The organism is Granulicella paludicola (genome assembly GCF_025685545.1).
GTDB classification, from domain to species: Bacteria; Acidobacteriota; Terriglobia; order Terriglobales; family Acidobacteriaceae; genus Granulicella; species Granulicella paludicola.
Genome location: NZ_JAGSYC010000026.1, coordinates 429,477 through 453,475 on the forward strand (window position 1 = coordinate 429,477; position 23,999 = coordinate 453,475).

General features: G+C 58.4%; 16 protein-coding genes and 1 tRNA gene. 3 read left to right on the forward strand and 14 right to left on the reverse strand.

From position 1 onward, the window contains the following. Positions 1 to 10: 10 nt before the first annotated feature. The 10 genes from rpsR to OHL14_RS17425 form a co-directional block, all read right to left on the reverse strand. Complete coding sequence (gene rpsR / locus OHL14_RS17380; protein ID WP_263380647.1) at positions 11 to 391, reverse strand: 30S ribosomal protein S18; 381 nt, start codon at positions 389 to 391, stop codon at positions 11 to 13. A gap of 192 nt (positions 392 to 583) precedes the next feature. Beyond that, entirely contained in the window at positions 584 to 1,060 is a 477-nt protein-coding gene (gene rpsF, locus OHL14_RS17385; protein WP_263380648.1) for a 30S ribosomal protein S6, read from the reverse strand. 102 nt (positions 1,061 to 1,162) lie between these two features. After that, on the reverse strand, positions 1,163 to 1,762 hold the full coding sequence (pth, locus tag OHL14_RS17390; protein ID WP_263380649.1) for an aminoacyl-tRNA hydrolase: 600 nt from the start codon (positions 1,760 to 1,762) through the stop codon (positions 1,163 to 1,165). Positions 1,763 to 1,875: 113 nt separating this feature from the next. Further along, positions 1,876 to 2,538, reverse strand: a complete 663-nt coding sequence (locus OHL14_RS17395) for a 50S ribosomal protein L25 (protein WP_263380650.1) — start codon at positions 2,536 to 2,538, stop codon at positions 1,876 to 1,878. Between the two features lie 90 nt (positions 2,539 to 2,628). Beyond that, a complete protein-coding gene (locus tag OHL14_RS17400; protein WP_449727810.1) occupies positions 2,629 to 3,765 on the reverse strand; it encodes a ribose-phosphate diphosphokinase in 1,137 nt (378 codons plus the stop codon). A 360-nt stretch (positions 3,766 to 4,125) separates the two neighbouring features. Further along, a tRNA-Gln gene (locus OHL14_RS17405) sits at positions 4,126 to 4,199 on the reverse strand. A gap of 36 nt (positions 4,200 to 4,235) precedes the next feature. After that, positions 4,236 to 5,306 carry a 4-(cytidine 5'-diphospho)-2-C-methyl-D-erythritol kinase gene (locus OHL14_RS17410; protein ID WP_263380651.1) on the reverse strand — a complete coding sequence of 357 codons (1,071 nt, stop codon included), beginning with the start codon at positions 5,304 to 5,306 and terminating at the stop codon, positions 4,236 to 4,238. A 28-nt stretch (positions 5,307 to 5,334) separates the two neighbouring features. After that, positions 5,335 to 7,413: an NHL repeat-containing protein gene (locus OHL14_RS17415; protein WP_263380652.1), complete on the reverse strand. Its 2,079-nt coding sequence runs from the start codon at positions 7,411 to 7,413 to the stop codon at positions 5,335 to 5,337. A 461-nt stretch (positions 7,414 to 7,874) separates the two neighbouring features. Further along, positions 7,875 to 10,046, reverse strand: a complete 2,172-nt coding sequence (locus tag OHL14_RS17420) for an NHL repeat-containing protein (protein ID WP_263380653.1) — start codon at positions 10,044 to 10,046, stop codon at positions 7,875 to 7,877. A 452-nt stretch (positions 10,047 to 10,498) separates the two neighbouring features. Beyond that, entirely contained in the window at positions 10,499 to 12,952 is a 2,454-nt protein-coding gene (locus OHL14_RS17425; RefSeq protein WP_263380654.1) for an NHL repeat-containing protein, read from the reverse strand. A gap of 361 nt (positions 12,953 to 13,313) precedes the next feature. Between OHL14_RS17425 and OHL14_RS17430 the strand changes: the two genes are divergently transcribed. Together OHL14_RS17430 and OHL14_RS17435 are read left to right on the forward strand one after the other, a co-directional pair. Continuing rightward, positions 13,314 to 14,693 (forward strand): glycosyltransferase family 4 protein, encoded by a 1,380-nt coding sequence (locus OHL14_RS17430; protein WP_263380655.1) that lies wholly within the window; start codon positions 13,314 to 13,316, stop codon positions 14,691 to 14,693. Between the two features lie 106 nt (positions 14,694 to 14,799). Then, positions 14,800 to 16,236 carry an alpha-L-fucosidase gene (locus OHL14_RS17435; RefSeq protein WP_263381146.1) on the forward strand — a complete coding sequence of 479 codons (1,437 nt, stop codon included), beginning with the start codon at positions 14,800 to 14,802 and terminating at the stop codon, positions 16,234 to 16,236. Positions 16,237 to 16,473: 237 nt separating this feature from the next. On the opposite strand, the gene OHL14_RS17440 is transcribed toward OHL14_RS17435, so the two are convergent. Together OHL14_RS17440 and OHL14_RS17445 are read right to left on the reverse strand one after the other, a co-directional pair. After that, positions 16,474 to 16,809: a hypothetical protein gene (locus tag OHL14_RS17440; RefSeq protein WP_263380656.1), complete on the reverse strand. Its 336-nt coding sequence runs from the start codon at positions 16,807 to 16,809 to the stop codon at positions 16,474 to 16,476. A gap of 322 nt (positions 16,810 to 17,131) precedes the next feature. After that, positions 17,132 to 19,144 carry a DUF2075 domain-containing protein gene (locus tag OHL14_RS17445; protein ID WP_263380657.1) on the reverse strand — a complete coding sequence of 671 codons (2,013 nt, stop codon included), beginning with the start codon at positions 19,142 to 19,144 and terminating at the stop codon, positions 17,132 to 17,134. Between the two features lie 626 nt (positions 19,145 to 19,770). Between OHL14_RS17445 and OHL14_RS17450 the strand changes: the two genes are divergently transcribed. Further along, complete coding sequence (locus OHL14_RS17450; RefSeq protein WP_263380658.1) at positions 19,771 to 20,406, forward strand: hypothetical protein; 636 nt, start codon at positions 19,771 to 19,773, stop codon at positions 20,404 to 20,406. A gap of 169 nt (positions 20,407 to 20,575) precedes the next feature. On the opposite strand, the gene OHL14_RS17455 is transcribed toward OHL14_RS17450, so the two are convergent. Both OHL14_RS17455 and OHL14_RS17460 read right to left on the reverse strand, forming a co-directional pair. Then, positions 20,576 to 22,966, reverse strand: coding sequence for a S9 family peptidase (locus OHL14_RS17455; protein ID WP_263380659.1), 2,391 nt, complete (start codon positions 22,964 to 22,966; stop codon positions 20,576 to 20,578). Positions 22,967 to 23,008: 42 nt separating this feature from the next. Further along, positions 23,009 to 23,923 carry an energy transducer TonB gene (locus OHL14_RS17460; protein ID WP_263380660.1) on the reverse strand — a complete coding sequence of 305 codons (915 nt, stop codon included), beginning with the start codon at positions 23,921 to 23,923 and terminating at the stop codon, positions 23,009 to 23,011. Between the last annotated feature and the right edge of the window lie 76 nt (positions 23,924 to 23,999).

Consider the following 23,999-nt stretch of genomic DNA (forward strand, 5'->3'; position numbering starts at 1 on the left):
TCCGCCGGGTTTAGTACTTCGCGGCGTAGGGCAGAAGGGCGATCGCGCGGGCCTGCTTGATGGCGCGCGTCAGCTTGCGCTGGAACGGAGCCGAGGTGCCCGAGAGACGGCGCGGGATGATCTTGCCGCGGTCCGACACGAACTGCTGAAGCAGGCGCACATCGCGGTAGCTGATCGTGTCGATCTTCTCTACCGTGAACTTGCAGACCTTCTTGCGGCGGAAGAACTTGCGTCCGCCAGGACCGCCACCAGGACCACCCGCAGGACGCGGAGGACGTGCGCCCGCAGGACGCGTTCCCTGATAACCCGTACGTGCCGCCGGAGCGGAAGCCGTAGCACCCTCAGCCGGAGCCGCGGGAGTTGCTGCTTGATTCACAATCTCATCAGCCATGTTGCTTATCCTTTGTCTGACCGGAATCCTTCATCTGAAGTCTCCAGCCCGGTTTTGCTGCGCTTGCTCCGAACCCGCGTTGGGGTTCCTGGACTCGGTCAAACCTTGCTGACCTTGGAAGCACTCTGCAGCGTTGCTCTCGTCCTCATCAGCCGAACGCGCAACTGCGTGTCCGGCGAAACTCTTGTGTACTTAGACCTGTGCGGCGACGGGCTCAGCAGCTTCAGCAGCGGGCTCGGCAACCGGCTCGGCTGCAACAGCAGCGGGCGCGGCAACAGGAGCTTCGGTAGCAGCAGCGGCTTCAGCGTTGACCTGCGGCAGAGCGGAGCGCTTCACGTGCGCATCGCGGTGCTTCTTGATCTTGGCGACGCGCTTGTCTTCCTCATCCGTGCGAACGGTGATGAACTTGATCACCTGCTCCGACACGCGCAGACGGCGCTCGAGTTCGGAGATCAGCGACGCGGGCGCTTCAATGATCAGCAGGAGGTAGAAGCCATCGTTGAACTTGTTGACCGTGTAGGCTAGGCGACGACGGCCCATCTTCTCGGTCGAACGGATCGTGCCGCCGCCGGTCGTAACATAGCCGGAGAACGTTTCGATCAGCTTGTCGAGCTCAGCCTCATCAACGTCCGGCCGAACGATAAACATCACTTCATAAGAGCGATTCATAGTTACTTCTTTCTGCGGGGTTCTGCCCCGCACCGCTTCGGTCTGCTTCCTACCGAAACCGGTGTGGAAGATTGTTGCTTCCTTGCTGCTTATTACTGCTGCTTACGTACTCTCAGGTTCAACCTTGCGATTGAACTCATTCATCGCTGCGCTGACACCCTTCGTCAGCACAACCTCAACCGCTCGTACAGCCCGGTCGAGCACTTCGTCCAACTCTGCCAACTCCTGCTTGCGCATCGGAGCCAACAGGAAATCCTTGCCGCCGGCCTTGATCACTCGGCCGGATTCGAGAGGCGGCTTGCCGACTCCGATCCGAACGCGAAACCAATCCTGCGTCCCAAGCTCAGCGGAGATCGACTTCACTCCGTTATGCCCGGCTGCCGATCCACGCTCTGCCAATCGCAGGGTGCCCAACGGAAATGCAAGCTCGTCATAGAGAACGATCAGGTCCTCGACACCAAGCCCTAACTCTTTCAGCAGAGCGGCTACCGAGAGCCCGCTCAGGTTCATGAAGGTTCCCGGCTTTGCCAGTAGAACTTCATGTCCCATCAACCTTGTCTTCGCGGTCATTGCCCGGCCGCGAAAATTGGTGACCTGCACATCGCATAGCCTAGCAATGCGATCGATCGCCATAAAACCAGCATTGTGCGGCGTCGTTGCGTACTCCGGACCAGGATTCCCAAGACCGACAATCAACTTCATCGTTCTTCTCCTTTAGAGAAGAACGAGTGATAAGTGCAGAGTGATAAGTGATAAGTCATATTAGCCATCGTCTTACTTCTCACTTAACACTTGTCACTTACCACTCTTCCAAACTACTTCTTCGCAGTGTCGGCAGCAGGAGCATCCTGCTTACCCTTCTTCGCTACTTCAGGCTCGGCCGGTGCAACCTCTTCAGCTATCTCTTCCTTGATCACAGTTACGTGAGCAACGAGAGCATTCTCTTCGCCGAGGAACTTGATGTTGTCGCTGTGCGGCAGGTCGGAGATGTGGATCGCGCCGTTGAGCTCCAGGTTCGAAACGTCGATGTCGATGTGGCTTGGGATGTTGTCCGGGAGGCACTCGATCTCGACCTCGTGCAGAACCTGGCCAAGCAGACCGCCGCTGGTCTTCACGCCCACAGGCGTTCCGACGAGCTGAACGGGAACCGATACGCGCATGGTCTTGTTCATTGCGATGCGCTTGAGGTCGATGTGCAGCAGCTTGCCCTTGATGGGCTCGTTCTGCCAGTCGACGATCATGACCTTTGTGTTGCCATGACCTTCGATGGACAGATCAAAAATCGTGTTGTGACCTGACTCCGAGTACAGAATCTTGGTGATCACCTTGGGGTCGACCGTAACGGCGACCGAGTCCTGCCCAGCGCCGTAAACCACTGCGGGAATCAAGCCCTGAACGCGCACGCGGCGTGCATGGTTCTTGTTGAAGGTGCCCGTGCGGGGCGTTGCGACGACTGCGTCAATCTTGGTGCTTGCCATTTTCGTTGTCCTTTCGGGCACGAGGTTGAGCCTCGCTCCCTTTTCTTGCAACTCACAAAACTCTGCAACCTACAAAAACTCTTGTGGAGACTAGTTGAACAGCGTACTCACGCTGGTCTCCATATGAATGCTCTCGATCGCCCTGCCCAGCAGGCCTGCAATCGTAAGCACCTTGATCTTTCCTTCAGCCTCAAGCTTCAGGCCTTCGGCGGACAGCGGAATCGTGTCCGTCACTACAAACTGTTCCAATCGCGAGGACCGGATTCTCTCCACCGCGGGCCCTGAGAGCACCGCATGCGAGGCACATGCATACACCTTGTCCGCACCCTGATCCAACAGGGCTTCTGCGGTCTTCACCAGCGTTCCGGCCGTATCGACGATGTCATCAAGAATCAGACAGGTTCGTCCTTTTACATCGCCGATCACGTTCATCACTTCGGTGACGTTGATATCAGTACGGCGCTTGTCGACGATCGCCAACGGCACTTCCAGTTTCTTCGCAAAAAATCTTGCTCGTTCCACGCCGCCAGCATCAGGGCTGACCACAGTGAGGTTCGGCAGGTTCAGATCGCGGAAGTAACCCACCAGCACGGGGCTGGCAAACAGATGGTCGACCGGGATATTGAAGAAGCCTTGAATCTGAGCTGCATGCAGATCAACGAATAGCGCGCGGTTTGCGCCGGCTGTCGTCAACAGATCTGCCACCAGCTTCGAGGTAATCGCTACACGCGGCCGATCTTTGCGATCCTGACGCGCATAGCCGTAGTACGGAACAACTACCGTGATTCGTCCTGCCGAGGCGCGCCGTAGCGCGTCCATCATGATCAGCAGTTCGACCAGGTTCTGGTCGACTGGATGGCAGGTGGGCTGGACCAGGAATACATCCACGCCTCGCACGTTTTCAAGGAGCTGAAAATGGGTTTCCCCGTCAGAGAACCGCTGTAAGCGGGTCTCCCCGACGGGGACGCCCAGGAATTTACCGATCGCCTCCGTCAATGGCCGGTTAGCCGAGCCGGAGAAGATCTTGAAGCGCTTGTCGTCCGAAAGCTTCGAGGAGCGTTTTTTCTCCGTCGCTTTTCCCTCTACGGGTGCCTTCGTTCCCAAACCAGAGGCTGTCAAATCAACAGCTTGCTTCGGTTGCTCACCATGCGCGGCCTTGGCCGCTTGATGGGAGCCATCATGTGTAGAACTCGGGGAAGAGACCGCAGTCGTGTTTTGTTCACTCACGTTTGAAATCCTCCAGGTTGGTTGACCTTATGGACATTCGTTACTGCTTGTTAGTACCGCGTTTGCTGCTACTTCGGTCTCTTATCGGTACTGGCCGGGTCGATTGCACCATGCCGTGTACCGCGAACTTCTTGCATCTCCCGCTCTCTCCGGATTCTTCCGGCACTCGTTGAGCGGGACGTACAAAATCTCTGGCTGGCCTTGTGCCTGCCGAAAATCAAAAGCTCCCTAACTACAACTCTCGGACCTTCGCCTCAAGAGCTTATAGGAGAGGTAAGTCACACCTTCGCTTCCGCGAAGAACTTCTTACTTCCTGGTTCGAGGAGTTACCACTCAATAACTCAACCGATCGACCTTAGGTGGTTGGGCGACTAGGATTCGAACCTAGACAAACTGCGTCAAAGGCAGTTGACCTACCATTAGTCGATCGCCCAGTACTGTCGGCGCGCTTCACACATTTGCCGACACTGTCACTCTGCGAACATACCGTGCCAGTACGCTTGGCGAGGCAGGGTCACCGTCAGGATCGCCCGCGTGCCACCGTGCTGCACACGCTGCTGAGCCGCCTCCGCTGCTGCCTTCGACTCATAGAGTCCAAACAACGCAGAACCTGACCCTGATAACGCTGCGTAGATCGCACCGTCACCCGAACTTCCCAACAAATCACGCTTGGTTGAACGCAAGGAGGGATGCTGTGAGAACACGACCTCTTCGAAGTCGTTCTCGATCCCGGTGCGGACAAGCGCGAGAAGAGGATTCTCGGCCAGATCACCTTGATTGCCTTTGGCGGTTTGGAAACCAGTCTCAGGCCGGGCGATACCGGAGGGGCCAACCTCAGCGCCAACCTGTCCCCCAGGGGTCCAGACGGCTGCTACGGCATAGCTCAACTCTTTTAGTTTATCCACAGGTGGCCCGGAAGTCAATGAAGCTTCCTCTTCCTCGCGCATTCTCAGGTCCAGATCCCGAAAAGCCAGGGCCGTCGAAACTCCTGCACCGGGCACCCCGATGACGCAATGCAGCGCTCCGCCGTTCGGGCCACCCTCCGGCAGCGGAAACACCTCTTCCCCACGGCCCAGCCCCAGAACCGTCCCCCCCAACAGAAACAGCGGCACATCCGACCCTACCGCAGCCGCCAGTTTCAGCCGTTCCGGCCCGGGGAGCGCGAAACCAAGCTCCCGCTCCAATCCAACAAGCGCCGCAACAGCATTGGCCGATCCAGCACCCATCCCGCCCTGCACCGGAAGCCGCTTTTCGATATGAATATCGACTTCAGCCGTCACCCCCATGCGCTTCAGAGCACCGGCCACTATCTTCCATGCCGTGTTGCGCTCCGCCGAACCTGCCTTCGTGGTCGGCACCCCCGGATGGTCCGAACTCAGCCGAACCGCCGTCTCCGCAGCAGCCCGCGCTTTTACCGTCACCAGATCGTGTAGCGCCAGCGTCTGGTACACCGTCGTCAGACAGTGAAATCCATCCTCACGCGCAGGTCCCACCGCCAGGCCAAGATTAATCTTCGAGTACGAACGAACAGTGGTCGACATCAGACAACAATTCTAACGGCAGCCGCCGTTACGGCTTATTTCCCAGGCTGTTCGACGCAATACCGGTGAACGCAGCCAGCGGCGTCACCACCGGTACACCCAGCCCGATGAATTCCGTTAGCGTGCTCGTGCTGTTATTCGTCGTCCAAACATTGCCTGAAATATCGACCGCGATCCCCGTCGTGGTTCCGAGCGTCGACTGCGCCGCATACCCGGTTGTCCCTCCGGTTCCACTCGCCGGCACCGTCACCGCCGCGCCCGCGCTCGTGCCCTCGGACACCGTACCGACTGAATTCGCAGCAAACACATTGTTCGCCCCGTCGATTGCAACACCCTTTGGACCATTCAGGCCAGCGCCGGTATACGTCGTGCTGGAACCGGTCGAGGTCGTCTTGGTCACCGCATTCGATCCATTCCAGGTCGTCCATCCGTTGTTCGCTGAATCCAGTGCGACCGCAGTCGGCGCGTTCAGAGATCCCACCGCGCCACGGAAGACCGCCGTGCCTGTCGGGCCGATGCGTGCGATCTGGTTGGTGGCAGTGAGCGTGGACCAGAAGTAGTCCGCCTGATCCGCAGCCACATATGTCGGCTGTGAGTAGTTGTTCTGGCTAATCGTTCCTAAAAACAGGTTTGTGGAAGAGAGAGTCGTATAGGTCGGGTTCGTTCCAGACCCGCTGATCTTGATGAAGTTGCCGTTCGGTGCGAAGTTCACGATCGCGCCGTTGGTTCCGGCAGTGTTGGCCACATACGTATTTCCGGAGCCGTCGGACGTAATCCCTATTGCGGACGCAAACGCGCCGCCATCCGTATACGGCGAGCCTGCGATCAGCGTGCCGCTGTTCGAATACTCCATCACATTGCTTGTAGTAGTCGCCCAAACATTGCCCGACGTATCGATCTCGTTATAGCTGCTCGCCGCCGTTCCCACCGGGAAACCCGTCGCCAGCACACCCAGCGGGCTGAACTTCGAGATCGAAGCCGTCTGTCCCGAGCTCGACACAAACGCGTTCCCTGACGCATCGATCGAGATTCCGACTGGGCTGCTCAACGCCGTTGACGAGTAGGTGATCCCCACCGAAAAATCGTTCGGCTTCGTCGTCAGCGAATCCGCAAACTGAACATAACTCGCCTGCAGCGCATAGAGGTTAGAGATGTTCGCCGCCGGATGCTGCGCAATCCAGATCAGATTGCTCGCCGTGTCCGAATAACCGCCGCCATAGGTCGAAAGCGTGCCACATGCCGTCCCGCCCACGGCGTTGATGCAGGCCGCCAGGATGTTCGCCAGCGTGTCGATCGTCTTATACGGCACCACGCCATTACCCGCAGGCGTTACGGTGCGCGCCTCATGCGTCGAAGAATTCAACCGGTTCTGAATGTCGTATAGCTGGTCCGCGTTGGCCATCGCATTCGCTAATCCTTGCATCGACTGCGTCGAGCTGCCGCTGGAAATGGTACTGCTATTCGTCGCAAAACCGGCCAGCGCATACCCCGCCGCTACCGTTGATACCTCGTTCATGATGATGTAGTTCAGGTGTCCCGCAAAGGTGCCGTTCGAAGGACACTGGCCCAGCACAGCCATCAACCCGATCGCCGGATTCATCGCTCCGCCCGTTGGTGGCGTGCCCGGAAGGAACCACGTGTTCCCGTTCAGCGAGAGCATGTATAACTGGTCCGACAGAGCCGGATTCGATGTGTTGTAGCTGCAGGTGTAATCGCCTGTGATATTCCAGTTGCCCGTGCCATCTGACGTCACGTAGTAGGCAGGGTTTGCCGTTGTCCCCAGCACGGTCGTGTCCGCTGTCGTGTTTCCGCCCGTGGCCTTCAGCATTGAAAGACTCGCCAGCCCATATCCGCCCGTCGTGGCCTTCATCAGGTACACGTGCGAATTCCAGATCGGTGCCTGCCCACCATGCACGCTGCCACTCAGGTTCCCGATCGGTACATCCTCGCTGTCCATCGAGCTGACCGATGGCAGGCTCTTAAAGTCGCCTGTGCAACCACTCGTTGCAGCCAGCACCGAAAGCACCAGAAGAAGCCCGGCGCAGTTACGCCACAGTTTGAAGCAGAGAGAAAATTGGGAAGCGAATACAACAGGGGTCCTGAACATGCTCGTCTGTCTCATAACTTGTCATCTTTGCGAACCTCCACCAAAGCAGAGGTCCCTTTCTGGTTGGCTGCTGCAGAAGCAGTAGCAACAAGCTCGCATGAACTAAGGCAGGACGACTCCAGGACAGCAGACAAACGGGAGAACGCAACCCTCGCACCCATCGGTACGAAGATAGTTCCGCAACTCTGGCAACTCTTTCATGGCCGAGCAGCTCCGGAGGTCTCTCCCAAAGTATACGCAGCTACAGCGTCCAGCTCCTGTGTTTTTTGAGCTGGAACATGCAGCTACCTCCCAAATTTCGACCCCATCCACGAAGTAGCGCCGTAAGAACTCCGCCCCACCTCTTACTTACTCCAAAAAAAATACCGTGGCGCAGAAGATGTTCCGCCTGCGCCACGGTTCCACAAGTCTGCACGTTCACGTCGGGTCCGAAGGCCCAGCGTCTCTTTCGGCAACACACCTTAGGGCGTGGTACCAAGCTTGTTGGCTGCACCCGCAGCCGAGAGCGGACGAACCACCGGGCTGCCTAACCCGATAAACTCCGTCAGCGCACCGTTACTGCCTGCCGCGTTCACCACCCAGACATTGCCGGAAGGGTCAATGTCCAGCGTCGTTGGAGTGGTGAGTACCGATCCACTGGACGCTCCAATGTAGCCGTTCGAGGTCGTCACTTCGGTCTGGGCTGAACCGGCATACTCCAGCAGCGAGTTGCCGCCTTTGTTCGCGACGAACACGTTGCCGTTACCGTCCACCGCCACGCCCTGTGGGCTGTTAAGACCGCCGCCCGTCAGCAAGGTGATTGCGCCAGCATTTGTGATGCGCGCCAGCTTATCGGTGCCGCCCGTTCCCGTCGCCAACACTGATGCCCAGGTCACGTTCGCGTTATCAGCCGCAAGAAACCCAGGAGTCTGGAAGGCTGAGCAAAGAACGAGGATGACGCAGCCATACGGGCTGGGATTGCCGACCTGATTTGTCGACCAGTTCGGACTGGAAAGCAGCAAGCCCCCCGGGAAGCCGGTCGTGGTGTCTACCTGTTGAATCGCTACGCCCTCGCAGATGAACAGCGAAAGGATGCAGTTGCCGACATCTCCTGAAACCAGCACCGTCGGGTGTCCGTTCACACCCGTATTTCCGCTAGCCACCTGGCTGACGTACGGAATGTTATTCAGGACCGCACCGCCTAGCAGACCCGTCACGCCGTTGTAGTACGAGTTATAGGTTGCCGAACCGCCGGAGGGAAGGATGCGTGTCACCGCGCCGGGGGTGTTCAACGTCAGCAGGTTGAGCCCGTAGTTCGGGTTCGCCACATACGCGCCTGCAGCATCGGTCGCAATGGTCCCCAAGCCCGCAGCGAGCACCGCATTCGAGTACGGGCTACCCGTGACGTTCGCTCCTGCGTTTGTCACCTCGTACACCAGGTTGTTTGCCGTTACCCACACATTGCCCGAAGGATCCACCGAGAGGTAGTTCGCGTTCGGCATGTTGAGCGGCGAGCCGGCCACCTGCACACCGAGAGGTGTCAACTTCGCCAAGGTCGTGCTCGTGGTGTACCAGGGATAGCCATTCGCATCGATAGCGACATCCACCGGATTTGCCGTCGTCGTACCCGCATACTTGATCCCGATGGAGAAATCGTTTGGCTGACTCGCCAGCTTCGTCGGGAACTGCACATACTGCGACTGCAGCGCGTACAGAGTCGCCACATTCGCCGCCGGATGCTGCGCAATGTAGATCGCCGCTGAGGCCGTGTCCGGAGATTGACTTGTCAGGTTATAAAGCGTCTGGCAGTTGCCGCCCGTTGGCGGCGCCGTCGTCGTCTGCGCCTGATTGATGCAAGATGCCAGAATGTTGCCCAGCGTGTTCAGGGTAGTGTTGGGCACCGTCCCGGTAAGGGCCGCTGTCGAGGCTGGCGTGGTCAGACGCGCCTCGTGCGTGAGCGGGCTCGCCAGCCCCTGAATGTCATACAGCTGGTTCGCATTCGCAAACGCATTCGCCAGGCCGATCCGTCCGCCCGACGTACTGCCCACGGTAGTGCTGCTGCCCGCAAATCCCGCCAGCGCGTATGCCGCCGCCACTGTCGAAACCTCGTTCATGTAGATGTAGCTGATTTGCCCCGCGAATGTTCCCGTTGACGGGCAAGCACCCAGCACCGCCATCAAGCCAATGTACGCATTGTTGTACCCGCCCGTTGGAGTGGCAGGTGTGCTGTAGTTCGCATTGCCACCCAGGGACACTAGGTAAAGTTGATCCGACTGCGAAGGTGTGCTCGCGTTATAGGTGCACGTATAGTCGCCAGTGATCGTAAAGTTGCCGTACCCGTTTGTTGTGACGTAGTAGTTGCCGCTCGAATCCGCCGCCGTGTTCGATCCTGCCTGCAAAATCGACGTGCTCGTCGTTTTGTAACCGTTCGTGCTCGCCTTCATCAGATACACATGCGAGTTCCAAACAGGCTGCTGACCACCATACGTACTGCCCTGTAACGTACCTATCGGGGTCGTAACAATTTGCGAGGTCGTGCTTTCCGGAAAGTTGGCAAAAGCGCCCGTGCAACCCGTCAAAACGATAGAGAGTGAAGAGAACAAGCCGAACGCAGCAGCGTTACGGCGAAAATTGCGAATCAGTGAAACACCCATGATCGTGGCCCTCGAATCCCTGCTCTGCATCCGCTGTCCGGATCTGCCCAAATGTTCCGGACCTTCTCCTGATGACCCTTATCGGCAACTTCGCCGCAATCATCAACCCTCACGGCGGAAGCAGTCTTCTTAGGTTGCGATGCCAAAGCCCCTCTCCGGCACATCACACATGAAAGTTCATGGACCAACCCCACCCACTTTGGGAACCAAAACAGGAACGAGCCATTCCGGGACACCGCCCCGCCCCAAAAACCTCGACCAAAATCTGGCGTTATGACCGGACCAGCGCAGCTCCACTACGCTCTTTAGCGAAGAAACCCCGCATTTTTAGACATCGGAATACGCAGCGCGAGCTTGTATCGCTCGTCCAACCCCGCCCAAAGCAAAAGCCCCGGTCTCGCTCCCTCGACAGGAGCAAGGACCGGGGCTTTCGCCTCAGCTTCAGTGACTCGTTATGGCTTGGCCGCGATCGTCCCCGCCGACACCGCCGCCGAGAGCGGCGTCAGCACCGGCGTGCCGAACCCGAAATACTCCACCGCGCTCTTGTTCGTCGACACCCAAACATCACCTGCGTTGTCGATGGCCAGGTTATACGGTCCGCTCATCGGCGTGGTCGTCGCGCCGCCGCTTACAAACGAGCCATTGATCCCGTTCGCTCTGCTCTGCGCCAAACCCGAACTATTGAACACAGCCAGGCTGCCGAGATTATTCGCTCCGCCCGCAGGGCTCGACGCAATCACCAGGCCAGACCCATCCACCACTACATCGACTGCGTTTTCAATCCCGCCGTTCGTGTACGTAACCGCCGAACTAGCTCCGCTCTTGATCTCGTACAAATTATTGTCGTCCGCGTTCGCAACCCACACGTTACCGTTCTTATCCAGCGCCAGGCCTTCCGGATCGGGGATGTTCGTAATCGTCTTCTGTGCGGTCGTTGCGTTGCCCCCAGCGGTATTCCAGTATGTAACGCTGTTGGCGTGTTGGTTCGTGGTCGCCCACAGGTTGTTACTCGCATCCAGGGCAACTCCGAAGAATCCGTCCTGCGTGATGCTGCCGCTGCCGTACTTATATCCGAGCGTACCCGTAGCGCTGATCTGCTGCGTGGTCGTATACGGGTGGTTAGCGAAGTAGGCAATGTCATTCCCATCGACAGCAACAGAGATGGAGTCGGCGATGGGGCCCTCTATAGTGGTACTTACCGTCGCATAAAACGGGCTGCCCGCCACCTGCGTGCCGGTACTACCGAACAGGTAAGCGCCATCGTTATAAAAGTTGGTGGTCGTATTCAGGGGATTCGCCGTGAGGTAATTGGGCACAGCATTCAAGTTGCGGATCGCCACCCAACCTCTGCCCTTGCTATCGATCGCCACATCGCCGGGCGTCTCCTGCGCCAATCCATCGTTGGGGAACTGGTGGGTGAAGATCTGCTTGCCCACAGGGGAGAGCTCCGTTACGGTACCCACATCGAACGCCGTCACCCAGGCATCACCCGCTGCATCGATCGCGACACTGTTATAGCCACGCGCACCGCCCGCGCTGATCGGATAGCTAATGGATACGGCAAGATCCGTCGCCGTGCTCACCGTGGGAACATACGGCTGCGTGCCTGTCGCCAGGTTCAGGATCGTGCTAGCCGTGCTCATCCACGGATTGTGCGCCATATTGATAGCTGCGGTCGCTGTGTCCTTGGGGAGTGTGCCCGTCGGGGTGGGCGAGCTTCCGCCCGTTGTTGAGGGCAGCGCCGCCGCCAACAACGACGTGCAGGGTGTCGAAGCAGACGTGGCCGTATTGCCCGAATCCACGCAAGCAGCCAGCGAGTTCGCGATACCGTCGATCAGCGCCTGCGAGATGGTGCCACCGCTCGGAGTTGTAATGCTGGCAATATGCCCTTCGCCGTTGCCGGAAGAGGAGACCTGTCCCAGACCCTGGATGTCGTACATCAGCCCCGCATTATTGGCCGCGTTCTCAATGCCGATCCAGGCAGGCGACGGACCCGCATTGCCGTTCTGCGCCGGGATGCTCAAATGTACTGCGTCGGTAGCCAGCAACGAAGTGCTGCTGTTGCTGAAGAACCCCCCCAGCGCGTAGGCAGCCGCTACCGTGGAAACCTCATTCAAGTAGATGTACGACAGATTGCTGAAGTTCCCTGAACTCGAGCAGTTGCCCAGCACAGCCATGTTCGCGATCGCAGGGTTGTTCGGAAGCGTGGTGGACGCAGTTCCCGGCCCCGTAGATCCGGTCAAGAAGAATGTACCCGCGCCCGTCACCGTAAAACTAGTGAGCGTAGCGGCCGTGACCAGATAGGACGGAGTGAAATTGTTTACACCCGAGCCGGGGGCTGCATTGGTCGCAAGATCCAAGGCTGCACCAGCGATACCGCCGAGGCTGGAGAAGGTCACATACTGCCCCACAGAAAACAGGTTGGGCCCATTGAACGTGGCAGAGCCGGCGCTTACCGTACCTGAAGTGATCGGCGAATTCGGGTACTGCGAGGATGTTCCTCCAGCTGCATAGATATACACGGGAAGTCCCGGGGTGCAGCTGTAGTCGCCGGTAATGTTGAAGACTCCCTGATTATTGGTCGTCACATAGTACATATTGTTCGTGACACCGCCCGAGACATCGAGATTGGTGCCATAGCCACCTGTCACCGGATTCGCCACCGCCGGCCCAAGCAACGACTTCGACGCAGTGCCGTAGCCGCCGGTGCCCGCCTGCAACACATACACATGTGCGTTGACGATCGGCGCATGGCCGCCATAGTTACTGCCCGTCAAAGTTCCTACGGGCACGTCCGGCTGGGTCACAGCCGTGTTCGGAAAGACCATGGTCGCCGAGCAACCACCCAGAGTGGCAAGTGCCGCAGCGACCAACACGCATTTGGAGAGCGAGCAGAGAGTTTTCATAGGTATCAGTACCAAAGTGTTATAGATCTACGTCGTCGTTCAATGGGGATTCTGTGCAGCCAGAATAACCCTTTTTGGGACTTTTGCTAGCTTAATTTGATCTGAATCAACGGTTCGTTTGCGCCTTGCGTGATAACGTCCCGCGGACGGAAGTAGACACTCCCGCGGTAACGTGACGCACTCTTCCGCACAGCTTGTCGCCGATGTTGCGAGATGTCTTTACTTTCATAGGCTTACCGACCGCTCGGACCCGTAAGGCCCCATTGGAGCCGCTTTCCTCGCCTGCTCCCTGTTCCCACCCGACTTCCGGCCTTTCCTATATCCTCATCCCTGCATCTGAACCCCTGAAGGAGTTGCCATCATGCGTGTAGGCCTCATGACCCGCGAATATCCCCCTTATGTCTACGGAGGCGCAGGCGTCCACGTCGAATACCTCTCCCGCGAGCTAGCCAAAACGATTGAGGTCGAAGTCCACGCCTGGGGCGATACGCCCGACCACGACTCGCTCGGTCCCATTCCTGGCGCCAACACCCCTGCGGTCCACGCTCCGCACCTCGATGTCCACTTTGAAAACCCCTGGCCCGCCATCACCAATGGCACGCAGGCCAAGTTCAAGGGTGCGCTTGAAGCCCTCTCGTTGAATCTGCTGCAAAACCTGCGCCTCGACCGCCTCGACATCATCCACACCCACACCTGGTACGTGGCCATGGCGGGCTTTCTCGCCAAAAAGCTCTACAACATCCCCTTCGTCCTCACCACGCACTCGCTGGAACCCCTGCGCGCCTGGAAGGCCGAGCAGTTGGGCTCCGGCTACGCGCTCAGTTCCTGGATGGAGCGAACCGCCATCCTCGACGCCGACGCCATCGTCGCCGTCTCGAATGGCACCAAAGCTGACATCCTCAAGGCCTACCCCGACGTCGACGAAAAGAAGATCCACGTCATCTACAACGGTATCGATCTCAATCAATACCAGTACACCGAAAAGACCGATGCCCTCACCAAGTACGGCGTCGATCCCGCCAAGCCTTACGTTCTTTTTGTCGGCCGCATCACGCGCCAGAAGGGCGTCACGCACCTTGTCGAGGCCGTCCCGCATCTACCGGCTGGTACACAAGTCGTTCTGTGCGCCGGAGCCCCGGATACTCCAGAGATCGCCCAGGAGATGCGCACGCTGGTTCAGAAGCTCACCGGCGTGGATGTGACCGCCGCTCCCGGAGAGGCAGCCTCCGATAAACAGCCCGCCGTCGAAGTCGCTTCCGATAACGTGAACAACCCGCCAGGCCACGCCGCGGCCACCGGCGACCCCACTGGCCGTGGCCACAACATCGTATGGATCGAACAGATGGTCTCGAAAGAAGAGGCCATCCAGCTGTACTCGCACTGCGCCGTCTTCTGCTGCCCCTCCGTTTACGAGCCGTTCGGCATCATCAACCTGGAAGCCATGGCCTGCGGTGCCCCAGTCGTCGCGTCAGCCACCGGCGGCATCCTTGAGGTCGTAGTTGAAGGCGAAACCGGCCACCTTGTCCCCTTCGAAGCCGACCCCACCACGACCTTCCCCACAGACCCACAGAAGTTCTCGCAGGACCTCGCCACCCGCATCAAGGAACTGCTCGCCGAACCCGAAAAGGCAAAGGCCATGGGCAAAGCAGGCCGTAAACGCGTAGAAGATCATTTCTCGTGGACAGCCATTGCCGCCCAGACCATCGAGCTCTACAACTCCCTGATCACGGAAAAGAAGTAATTCTCAAAGGAGTGAGCAGTGGCCTGAAGGCCACTGCTCACTCCGAGCTTGCGCCGTGCTCTTTCTCATCCCCAAAAGCTATTTTTCATATATCGTGAAGGGCGTGATGATTCCTCGCGCCGCCACTGCCCTCTGTCTCGCCGCTACTCTCTGCTCTGCTGCCTACGCGCAGCTCAAGGGCGACAAGCCCTATGACGTTTCCACCGCCCATCCGGTCAAGGCGATCCAGGACACCGAAACCGCTGCGCAGCGCGACGCCCGCATGAGGTGGTGGCGCGAGGCCCGCTTCGGCATGTTCATCCATTGGGGCCTCTATTCCATCCCCGGCGGCGTGTGGGACGGAAAGCCCGTGCCCAGCGTCGGCGAGTGGATCATGAACACTGCATCCATTCCGGTCGCCGACTACAAGGCGCTCGCGCCGCAGTTCAATCCCACAGGCTTCTCAGCACACGACATCGTCGCGCTTGCGAAGTCTGCCGGTATGAAGTACATCGTCATCACCTCCAAGCACCACGACGGCTTCGCCATGTTCGACTCGAAGGCCGACTCGTTCAACATCGTCACTGGCACGCCTTTCCACCGCGATCCGCTGCGCGAGCTCGCCGACGAAGCGCACAAGCAGGGCATCAAGCTCGGTTTCTACTACTCGCAGGATCAGGACTGGACCGCTCCTGGCGGCGCGGCTCTCAAGACCGGCGACCACAAGCCACCGACTTTCCATTGGGACAAAGCGCAGGACGGCGACTTCGCCACCTATCTGCATACCAAGGCCATTCCGCAGCTGAGAGAGGTGCTGAACCACTACGATCCGGCGGTGATCTGGTTCGACACGCCGACGGACGACATGACTCCGCAGCTGGCTTCAGAGATCGTCACACTGCTGAACGAGCACCCGAAGCTCATCTGGAACAATCGCCTCGGTGGCGGTTACAAGGGCGATACCGAGACGCCTGAGCAGTATGTTCCCGATCAGGGCTTTCCTGGCGAAGATTGGGAGAGTTGCATGACCATGAACGACACGTGGGGTTATAAGTCCGGCGATACGAACTTCAAGTCAACCGAGACGCTGCTGCGCAACCTGATCGACATCTCCAGCAAAGGCGGCAACTACCTGCTGAACATCGGTCCCGACAGCCATGGAATTGTGCCGCCAGCTGAGGTGGAGCGTTTGCGGCAGATGGGCCGCTGGCTGGATGTGAATGGCGAGGCTATCTATGGCACCAGCGCGACACTTTTCGATACACCGACTTCAATTCCTGATCCGGTAAAGAAGGGCGAGGATGGAAAGCCGAGTCGGATCGCGACGTGGAACTGGCGTTCTACGACTGCGCCGGACAAAGTGTATGTCGAGGTTTTTGCGTGGCCGACAGGAGCTTTGCATCTCGGCCATCTGACGCGCAAGGTGAGCGCGGCGTATCTGCTCGCCGATCCGAAGCACACGCCGCTTACTTTCAAGCAATCCGCTGAGGGAATCGAGGTAAAACTGCCTGCGAAGCCGCTCGATCCGATCGCGACTGTCATCGTTCTGAAGACAGAGAAGTAACTACCCCCCTCTCCCCCCGTACTTTGGGGCTCAAAGTCTTGAGAGGGTGAGAGTTAGATCTGAACTTGAGGTGTTTCAAAAAGAAAGGCTGCAGCGGCGGGTGCCGGTGCAGCCTTTCTTTTTTCTCTCTATTTCAATTATAGCGGATTGAACAGAGTGAACATGCAAATCTATTCCCCTTGAATTGAAGGGGTTAGACGATTTGGGGCTTGACAAGAATGTGGGCGGAACGAGGGATCAGAACTCGTAGCTCCTGGTCGCGTCGGAGGGGACGCTGTCCATGTCGCCCGAGCCATCTGCGGGGTCTTCGAGGCTGATTTTACCGAGAGCTCTTTCGCTCTTCTCCCATTTCACTTCGAGGGGCATGGCGAGGATCTGCTCGTCGGAGTAGAGGACGTATCTCCATTTTTCTGCGGCGTCGAGGCCGGTGACGAAGACGAATCCCTCAATGCCGTAGTGGAATTCGGCTACCCGCAGCTCGCCAAGAGGCGAATGCAGGAGATAGACCGCGCCAACGGGGTCGGCGACGGAGGTTTTGAGGCGACGGAAGGCGTTGCGGAACTTTTGTTGCATAGAGTTCTCCCTGCCAGATGGCTGTCTGCCAAAGCCCGGCCAGACGCTGACTCTTCGTTAGTCGAGTGACCCGCGCGCCTTGGTTCGGTGGGTCGTCTTACGAAGAGGGGGCCTTTAGCCGACATCGTGATGGGATGAAGTTGAGGGCGGCGCGGGAGACACATCGTTAAAGCCAGGAAAGAAGGATTAGCGAAAGGACAAGCGCTCAGATTGGGCCCTAGGCTAAGTAGACACGCTCTTTTATGTTCCTGAATTGAGCTACCCAGGGACTGATAGGAAGTTCGACGCTATGCGCAAAGAATAACGATTCACGAGGATAACCCTATGAAAGAGGAGTAGCGCCGCATCGCAAAAGGAAATCTGCAATTGCATCCATCTCCTTTGTGTTCCTCGTCGGGTCATGGACATCGCCTGCGGGTACGAATAAAACCATTCCTTGTCGTGCGCGCGTTAGCAGCACGCGATATGAGTTCTTTCGATATTGTTGTTCTGTTTCACTCTTGGTGAGAATCCACCGCGGCACTCCGCCCTTCCACAACTTGCGTGGCACCCATTCTCCGTTGAGTCGTACGAGGTCTCCTCCCCAGCACACGCCAATCCAATCGAGTTCCAGTCCTTGAATTTCGAACTCCGTTGCAAACACCTCGCAGGCATAACTTGATCGCACATCTTCACGCGGCGCGAGATACCAATGCTGCCAAGGATAGGCTCCATGAAATGTTCCATCTGGCTCCAGACCTTCCGCTCGCAGCCGCTCCGCTTTAGAAGAACCCACAAGGCCATACCGACTATCGCCGAGTGCTTCTAACTTCATCTTTCGTCGGGCCGCATCGAGACTTCTTGTAAGGAAGATAGGGAAACGCACATTCAAAGCTGCTGCTTCTTCAGCTTTCCCCTCCAGGACGAGATTTACCCAGCGAGCTAAGTTATCTGCTCGCAAGCTGCGGTTTGATGTGCGGAGATGTAGCATGCCGCTTGTGCGTACTTCCACCCGCTGAGATACATGTTCGAAAAGTCGTCTTCCAGCCGTTGATGTACCGCCATTTATCACTTCAGGAGACGCATACACGGACCATTCTGCGTTGCTCGCCTCTATAGCCTTGCCCCACTCCTCGAGCCCTGCTTCGCCGCTGTTAATCTCCTGCCCACCACCGACTAGCGCAATCACACAGGCCCAGTCAGAATGACGTTCCATAATCTTTAGCAACATGGTCGGTTCGGAGTCTTCACGGCCAAACTTCCTTTGTCCTTGTTCCAAATTCCAAGCTCGCTGAGCCTCATCAAAGACGACTACATGGTTTGAGGGGGGATTCGACTTGTCTTTCTCTGTGTACTCTTTGGCGAAGAGGTGGACATCTTCGATCAGTGTTTCGGCTTGAATTTCAGCGTCGCGAGACCGCAATCCCTTTTGCATGGCATGTCTCTTGAACACGTCCTGGAGCACACTCACAAGGGGGGCGTTGCCACTCATGAAGTGGATAGCGTCCTCTTTCCTTTCTCCCAAGTGTGCGAGACTCAGACCGACCAGGGTCTTGCCTGATCCGGGTACGCCAGTCAGGAAGACAATTGACTGCTTTTTTTCAATTCTTGCTTCTTCAATAATTCGTTGAATTTCACTCGTGACTGCCGCGATGTCTTCCTCGGCAGCCTCCGACTGAGCAATGTCCCCAATGCTTAGCCCACTGCGAAGCGCTAAGGCAGCTTCGATAATTGTCGGAGTGGGTCTATACGATCCGTGATCCCAAGCAATCCCTTCCGATTGGTCATGTTTGGCAACTTCTAAGCTCAGAAGAATTTCAGGCAACGCATCCCAAGAAGCCAACTGCGTCTTCTTAATCCAAAACGAAGGCAACGCGTCGAAACCCAGTTCCGCCTGCCGCATCTCTTGCAGAGACTGTTCTAAGGAGTTCTTATCTAGGGAGTGTGGTGTTACCACGATAGGCACGATCCGCTTTCGATCGCTGGGCTTATGAAAGTAATGCAGTAGTAATGCATATGTCTCGACCTGACGAAACGCCTCACTCGTAGCTTTAGCTGACTTACATTCCAGCACCACGATTTCATCGCCAGCGAGAAGCACGGCATCTAGCCGACTAGCCTTGCGTGGAACGGAGAACTCCAGAAGTACCCACCACGTGAGAGCCTCGGGGCGAGACTCGCTCACGCGAGTCAGAGCCAAGTGCAATAACTCCAAATCCTGCCACCAGGTTAGAGGAGTATCTGTCTTCATCTCCGAGAAACCATCTCGTGCGTAGGCCAATGTCAGCGTGGACAATAACTCACTTGCAGGAGTGACCAAGAACTCTGCTAAGGTCGATCGGAAATAAGAGGCCATGTATGAGCGCCAGGATACCAGGCGCAAGCTGGTTTTCATTCCGGCTTAGAGTCGGCAAATTTCCAAGCCTATACTCAAGCATCAATCATCTCGTTGTGGTGTGCTTTCGATCATGTGAGGGTGGGACGTGACGAGATGGAATGGGCGGAAGCCGGGTCGCGTTTTAGCTCAACTTCGGATGCGGCCTATAAATGGGAGAAGTCGAATCTGTAGGCAGAAAGGTCGAGCTCTTGTACTCCCATAGCCTCCCTCGGGGTCCTTCGGCTGCGATTGGCGCAAAGTACGCGCCAACCTTCGCTCAGGATGACGGGATTTTGGGGGCGAGGGTACGTGTCAGGGCTGAAGGCCTGACACGTACGAAACATCGAGTTATGGGTCGGGCTTTCAGTCATCTTGGGTTTGATGGGTAACTTATTCAGGGCATCGCCCTGGGATGTTGTACGTCACGCCTTTGGCGCTTGGCAGCGTTCAGACGCCACCGCCGTTGTCTCCATGATCGTTGTGTCAGGATGACAGCGGTTCGATGTCGATTTCGTGAAAGTGAAACGTGACGAGATGGGAATGGGTGGCGTCTGGTTCTAGACGCGGGGACGACTGGGCGCATCCTATGGCGGGTGAGGTAAGCCATGAATTTTCTTCGTATTGCGAGTGTTGGGGCGGCGGGGTTGCTGCTTCTGGGGGGCTGTAAGAAGACGGCCGATAACAGCATCAATTACAAGAGCGCGATCGATGGATGGTACAGCGCGCATCCTTCGTGCCTGTGGGACACGCCGCAGAAGTTTCCGACGCAGGTAGCGGCGAGCAATGATAGCCAGAACGCTCCGTTTGCGGCGCTGGTGGACCAGGGGCTGCTGGTGCGGTCGACGAGTGAGAAGAAGATCATCATCATCTCGAAGCAGGAGATCAACTACGACCTGAGCGACAGTGGGCGGAGTGCGTGGACGGCGGATACGACGCAGCCGGGATATGGCAACTTCTGCTATGGGCATCGCGGGGTGCAGTCGATTACGAGCAGTTCGCCGAACAGCGGAGAGCCGGGAGCAACGACGGTGGTGAACTACCAGTGGAGCTTCAGCGGGGCTCCGAGCTGGGCGAAGGCTGGGACGATCCAGACGGCGTTTCCTCAGGTGCAGACGGACCTGGCAGGGAGTGGCGCGGCGACGGCGACTCTGACGGATACGGCGGATGGCTGGAAGGTGACGACGCCGCCTCCGGGTGGCTCGCACAGGGCTACGAGTGCGGATGGGAGCATTGTGCAGTAACGGCTGGGCGCGGTCGTGTTGTGGCTGAAAGGCTCCAACGATCGTGGTGCTGTGGAGTGTGTCGGGTTCCTTCGGCTTCGCTCAGGATGACAAACTTTACAGAGGACTTAACAGCAAACGCCCGGCGATGGATGCCGGGCGTTTCTGTTTGCGGGGATTGGGGTGAGGATTAGTCTTCGTCGTCGTCCTCATCGTCGGGGCCGGTGGCTGCCATCTTGCGCTGGACCTCTTCGGTGGTGGCCATGTGGTACTCGTGGGGTGGGGTGTCGCCGAGGAGGTGGGTGACGAAGTAGTCCCAGCGGCGGCGGGTGATGTACTGGGTGTCCTGCGCGTAGCCGTGGTGGACGTTGGGGACCATGATGAGGTCGAAGTCCTTATTGGCCTTGATGAGGGCGTCGACGACGAGCAGGGTGTTAGAGGGGGGCACGTTGTCGTCCATGGTGCCGTGGACAAGCATGAGGTGGCCCTTGAGGTTCTTCGCGTAGTTCTGGTTGGCGTGGGCGTCGTAGTTGCTCTTGCCATCGGGGGAGATGGTTTCGAGGCCGGCCCAGCGCTCGTCCCAGTCGTCTTCGTAGTCACGGTTATCGTGGTTGCCGGACTCGGACCAGCCGACCTTGAAGAAGTCGGGCGCGTGGAACATGGCGGAGACGGTGGCGTTGCCGCCGCCGGAATGGCCCCAGATGCCGACGTGGTCGAGGTCGATCCACGGATATTGCGCAGCGAGGTCCTTGATGCCGGAGACCTGGTCGGGGATGGTGTCGTCGCCCATATCAGCGGGGGTGGAGGCGTGAGCGTCGTGGAAGGCCTTGCTGCGGTGCGGATTGCCCTGGCCGTCGAGGCAGATGACGACCATGCCGAGGTCGGCCATGGCCTGATTATCGCCGTGGGAGACCTGGAAGCTGCGAGCTTCGGGGCCTCCGCAAGAGCCGTCCTGCGGGCCGGGGTAGATGTAGTCGACCAGCGGATACTTCTTGCTGGGGTCGAAGTTGGTGGGGCGGACAAGGAAGCCGTAGAGGTCGGTCTTGCCGTCGCGGGCTTTGACCTTGATGGGCAACGAGGGCTTCCAGCCAGCGGCGACGAGCTGCGAGATGTCCTGCTTGCCGAGGGTGACGATGACCTTGCCGGTGCGGTCGCGGAGGACGGCGGTGCGGGGCTCCTGCGCGGTGGAGTAGATGTCGACGAAGCTGGAGCCGTCGGGCGCGGCGGTGATCTGGTGCTCGGCGGGCTCGGGGGTGAGCAAGGTCTGGTTTTTGCCGTCGAGAGAGACGGAGAAGAGCTGCTCGAAGTAGGGATCGATGCCGGGGGTTTTGCCTGTGGCGGTGAAGTAGGCGACGCGGGCCTTCTCATCGACATAGGGAAGCTGATACACAGGGCCGTCGCCGTGGGTGACTGCGTTCTTGAGCTTGCCGGTGTTGAGGTCGTAGAGGTAATACTGCGCGAAGTTGGAGCGCTCGGAGGCCCAAAGGAACTCGTTGGAGGACCAGAGGACCTTCCAGTCGATCTTGGCCTGCCAACCGTAGTAGGTGTCGACGTGCTCGTGATAGATCTGCTTGACGTCGCCGGTGCCGGTGTCGGCGAGCTTGACGTCCTCGTCCTTGTGATCGCGGGAGGTGGCGACGAAGGCGAGCTTTGAGTCGTCGGGGGAGAACTCGGCGTCGGTCCAGCGGCCGTCGCCATCGCAGGAGACGTCGTCGCACTCCATGCTGCGGTGCTGGAGGGGAGCGATCTTCAGGCGGGTGACCTTGGCGGCTTCGACGTCGATGACGACCGGCTCGATCATGGTGACGTCTTTGTCGCCGACGAGGGGGTACTTCCAGGCTTCGAGCTGCGGGTGCCGGTTGGTGATGGGCACGAGGTACATCATGCCCGTCTTGCGCTGGTCCTGCTGGAAAGTGGCGATCTTCTTTGCGTCGGCAGACCACGTGACGACGGCGGAGTCGGAATGCTGCCAGCCGGCATTGTCGGTGGCGTAGCCGAAGTCCTGCGCGCCGTCGAAGGTGAGCTGCTTTTCAGCGCCGGTGGCGAGGGTGCGGACCCAGAGATTGTTGTTGAGGATGTAGGCGCCCAGCTTGCCGTCGGGCGAGACATTCATGGAGGGCTTGCGGCGGCCGGTGGGCGCGTCTGCGGCGGCCGATGGCTTATCGATGGAGCACTTACTGGCCATGCCGTCGCAGTGGAAGGTGCCGGTGCGCGTGGTGACGGCGAAGCCGCTGGGCTCTGCGTAGTAGTAAAGGACGCCGAGACGATTGGCCGTAACCGGCTTGCCAGTGGCTTGCGAAAGGGCGGCGGCGAGCTTGGCGTTATCGAACGCAGGAGTGACGGTTCCCTTCACTGGGTCAGCGATTTTGTAGGCCGTGGAGTCGGTGCCGGGATCGCGGAAGAAGACGCGACCATCGGAGAGGTAGTCCGGGCGGCTGATGGAGTGATGCACGAGGCCGCTGGTGTTGTAAGACATCCAGCGCTCCGCCTGGGCGTAGTCGTGGTCGGTGTAGACCTTCTGGGCGGACGCGGCGGTGGCGGCAAGGGCCAGGAGTGTGCAGAGGGAGCGACGAAGGTGCATGGGGGGATTCTATCAATCAGTGTGAATAACTGGCTCGCGACACTAGAAGATGTGGAAGTTTACGTCAATCGTCAGATCTACTTTTACGGGTATCCCATTCCGCATGGCTGGTTTGAACTGGTATTGCTGCACTGCCTGCACAGCTTTTTGATCCAGATCCTGACGGACACCGCGAACAACCTTTACGTTCTGCGGGAGACCGGCCTCATCGACCATAAGACTTACCACAACCGTGCCGTTGAGCCTGGAACGCCGCTCCTGCTCCGAAAACTCGGGGTCAACACTTTTTATGACCCGGGGCGGCGAAACTCCTTCTCCACCAAACGGCGCTTTTGCCTGGGGTGGTAGCGCATCGACGACTGTGAACCCAGAAGGGATTTGAAAGAGCGCAGGATCGGGTTCTGCCGCCTCAAAGGCGAAGACGCTCTGCGTCGTCGTGCCCCTTTCACTCCTGACGACCTGCATCAGGGGCATGCGGTAATGCGTAGAGAGCCACAGCTCCCGACCCTTTGTTTCCTGCCCCCAGGCCTCAAGCCCAACGATCTGCTTTAAACCAAGCAGCGTTTGCCCTTTGGCGGATGTGGGCGGAGGCAGCGAGGTGGGCTGCGACACATCAAGGGTAATGAGGTGGCCTACGGTCATGAGAGACACAGCAGCGGTCATCGCTTCCGTATCGAGCTTGATCGTCCGCCCGACTACAGGATCGAGAATGGTGATCAACGAGCTTTGGGGCACCCCATTGATTGCAGTGGGCTCATAGCGCTGTCTTCCAGCGGTGTCACGCAAAATTCGTTGCGTGCGCGACGGTGAAAGGCTTGCTGGTTCCGTGTGCGTTTCTACGGTAAGCGTGAAGGGAGCGCCCTGCACGGCGTAGAACGCCGGAGGGATCAACGGTCCCTGTGCCCTTGCACCTACGCCACTGAATAACGCCAGACAAATCCATCGCAGGATTTTCATGCGTTGAGCTTATCTGGTTTCAAAGGAACGGAGTGATCTTCCCTGCACTCTTTTAGCGCTGGCGTTCGCGACTGAA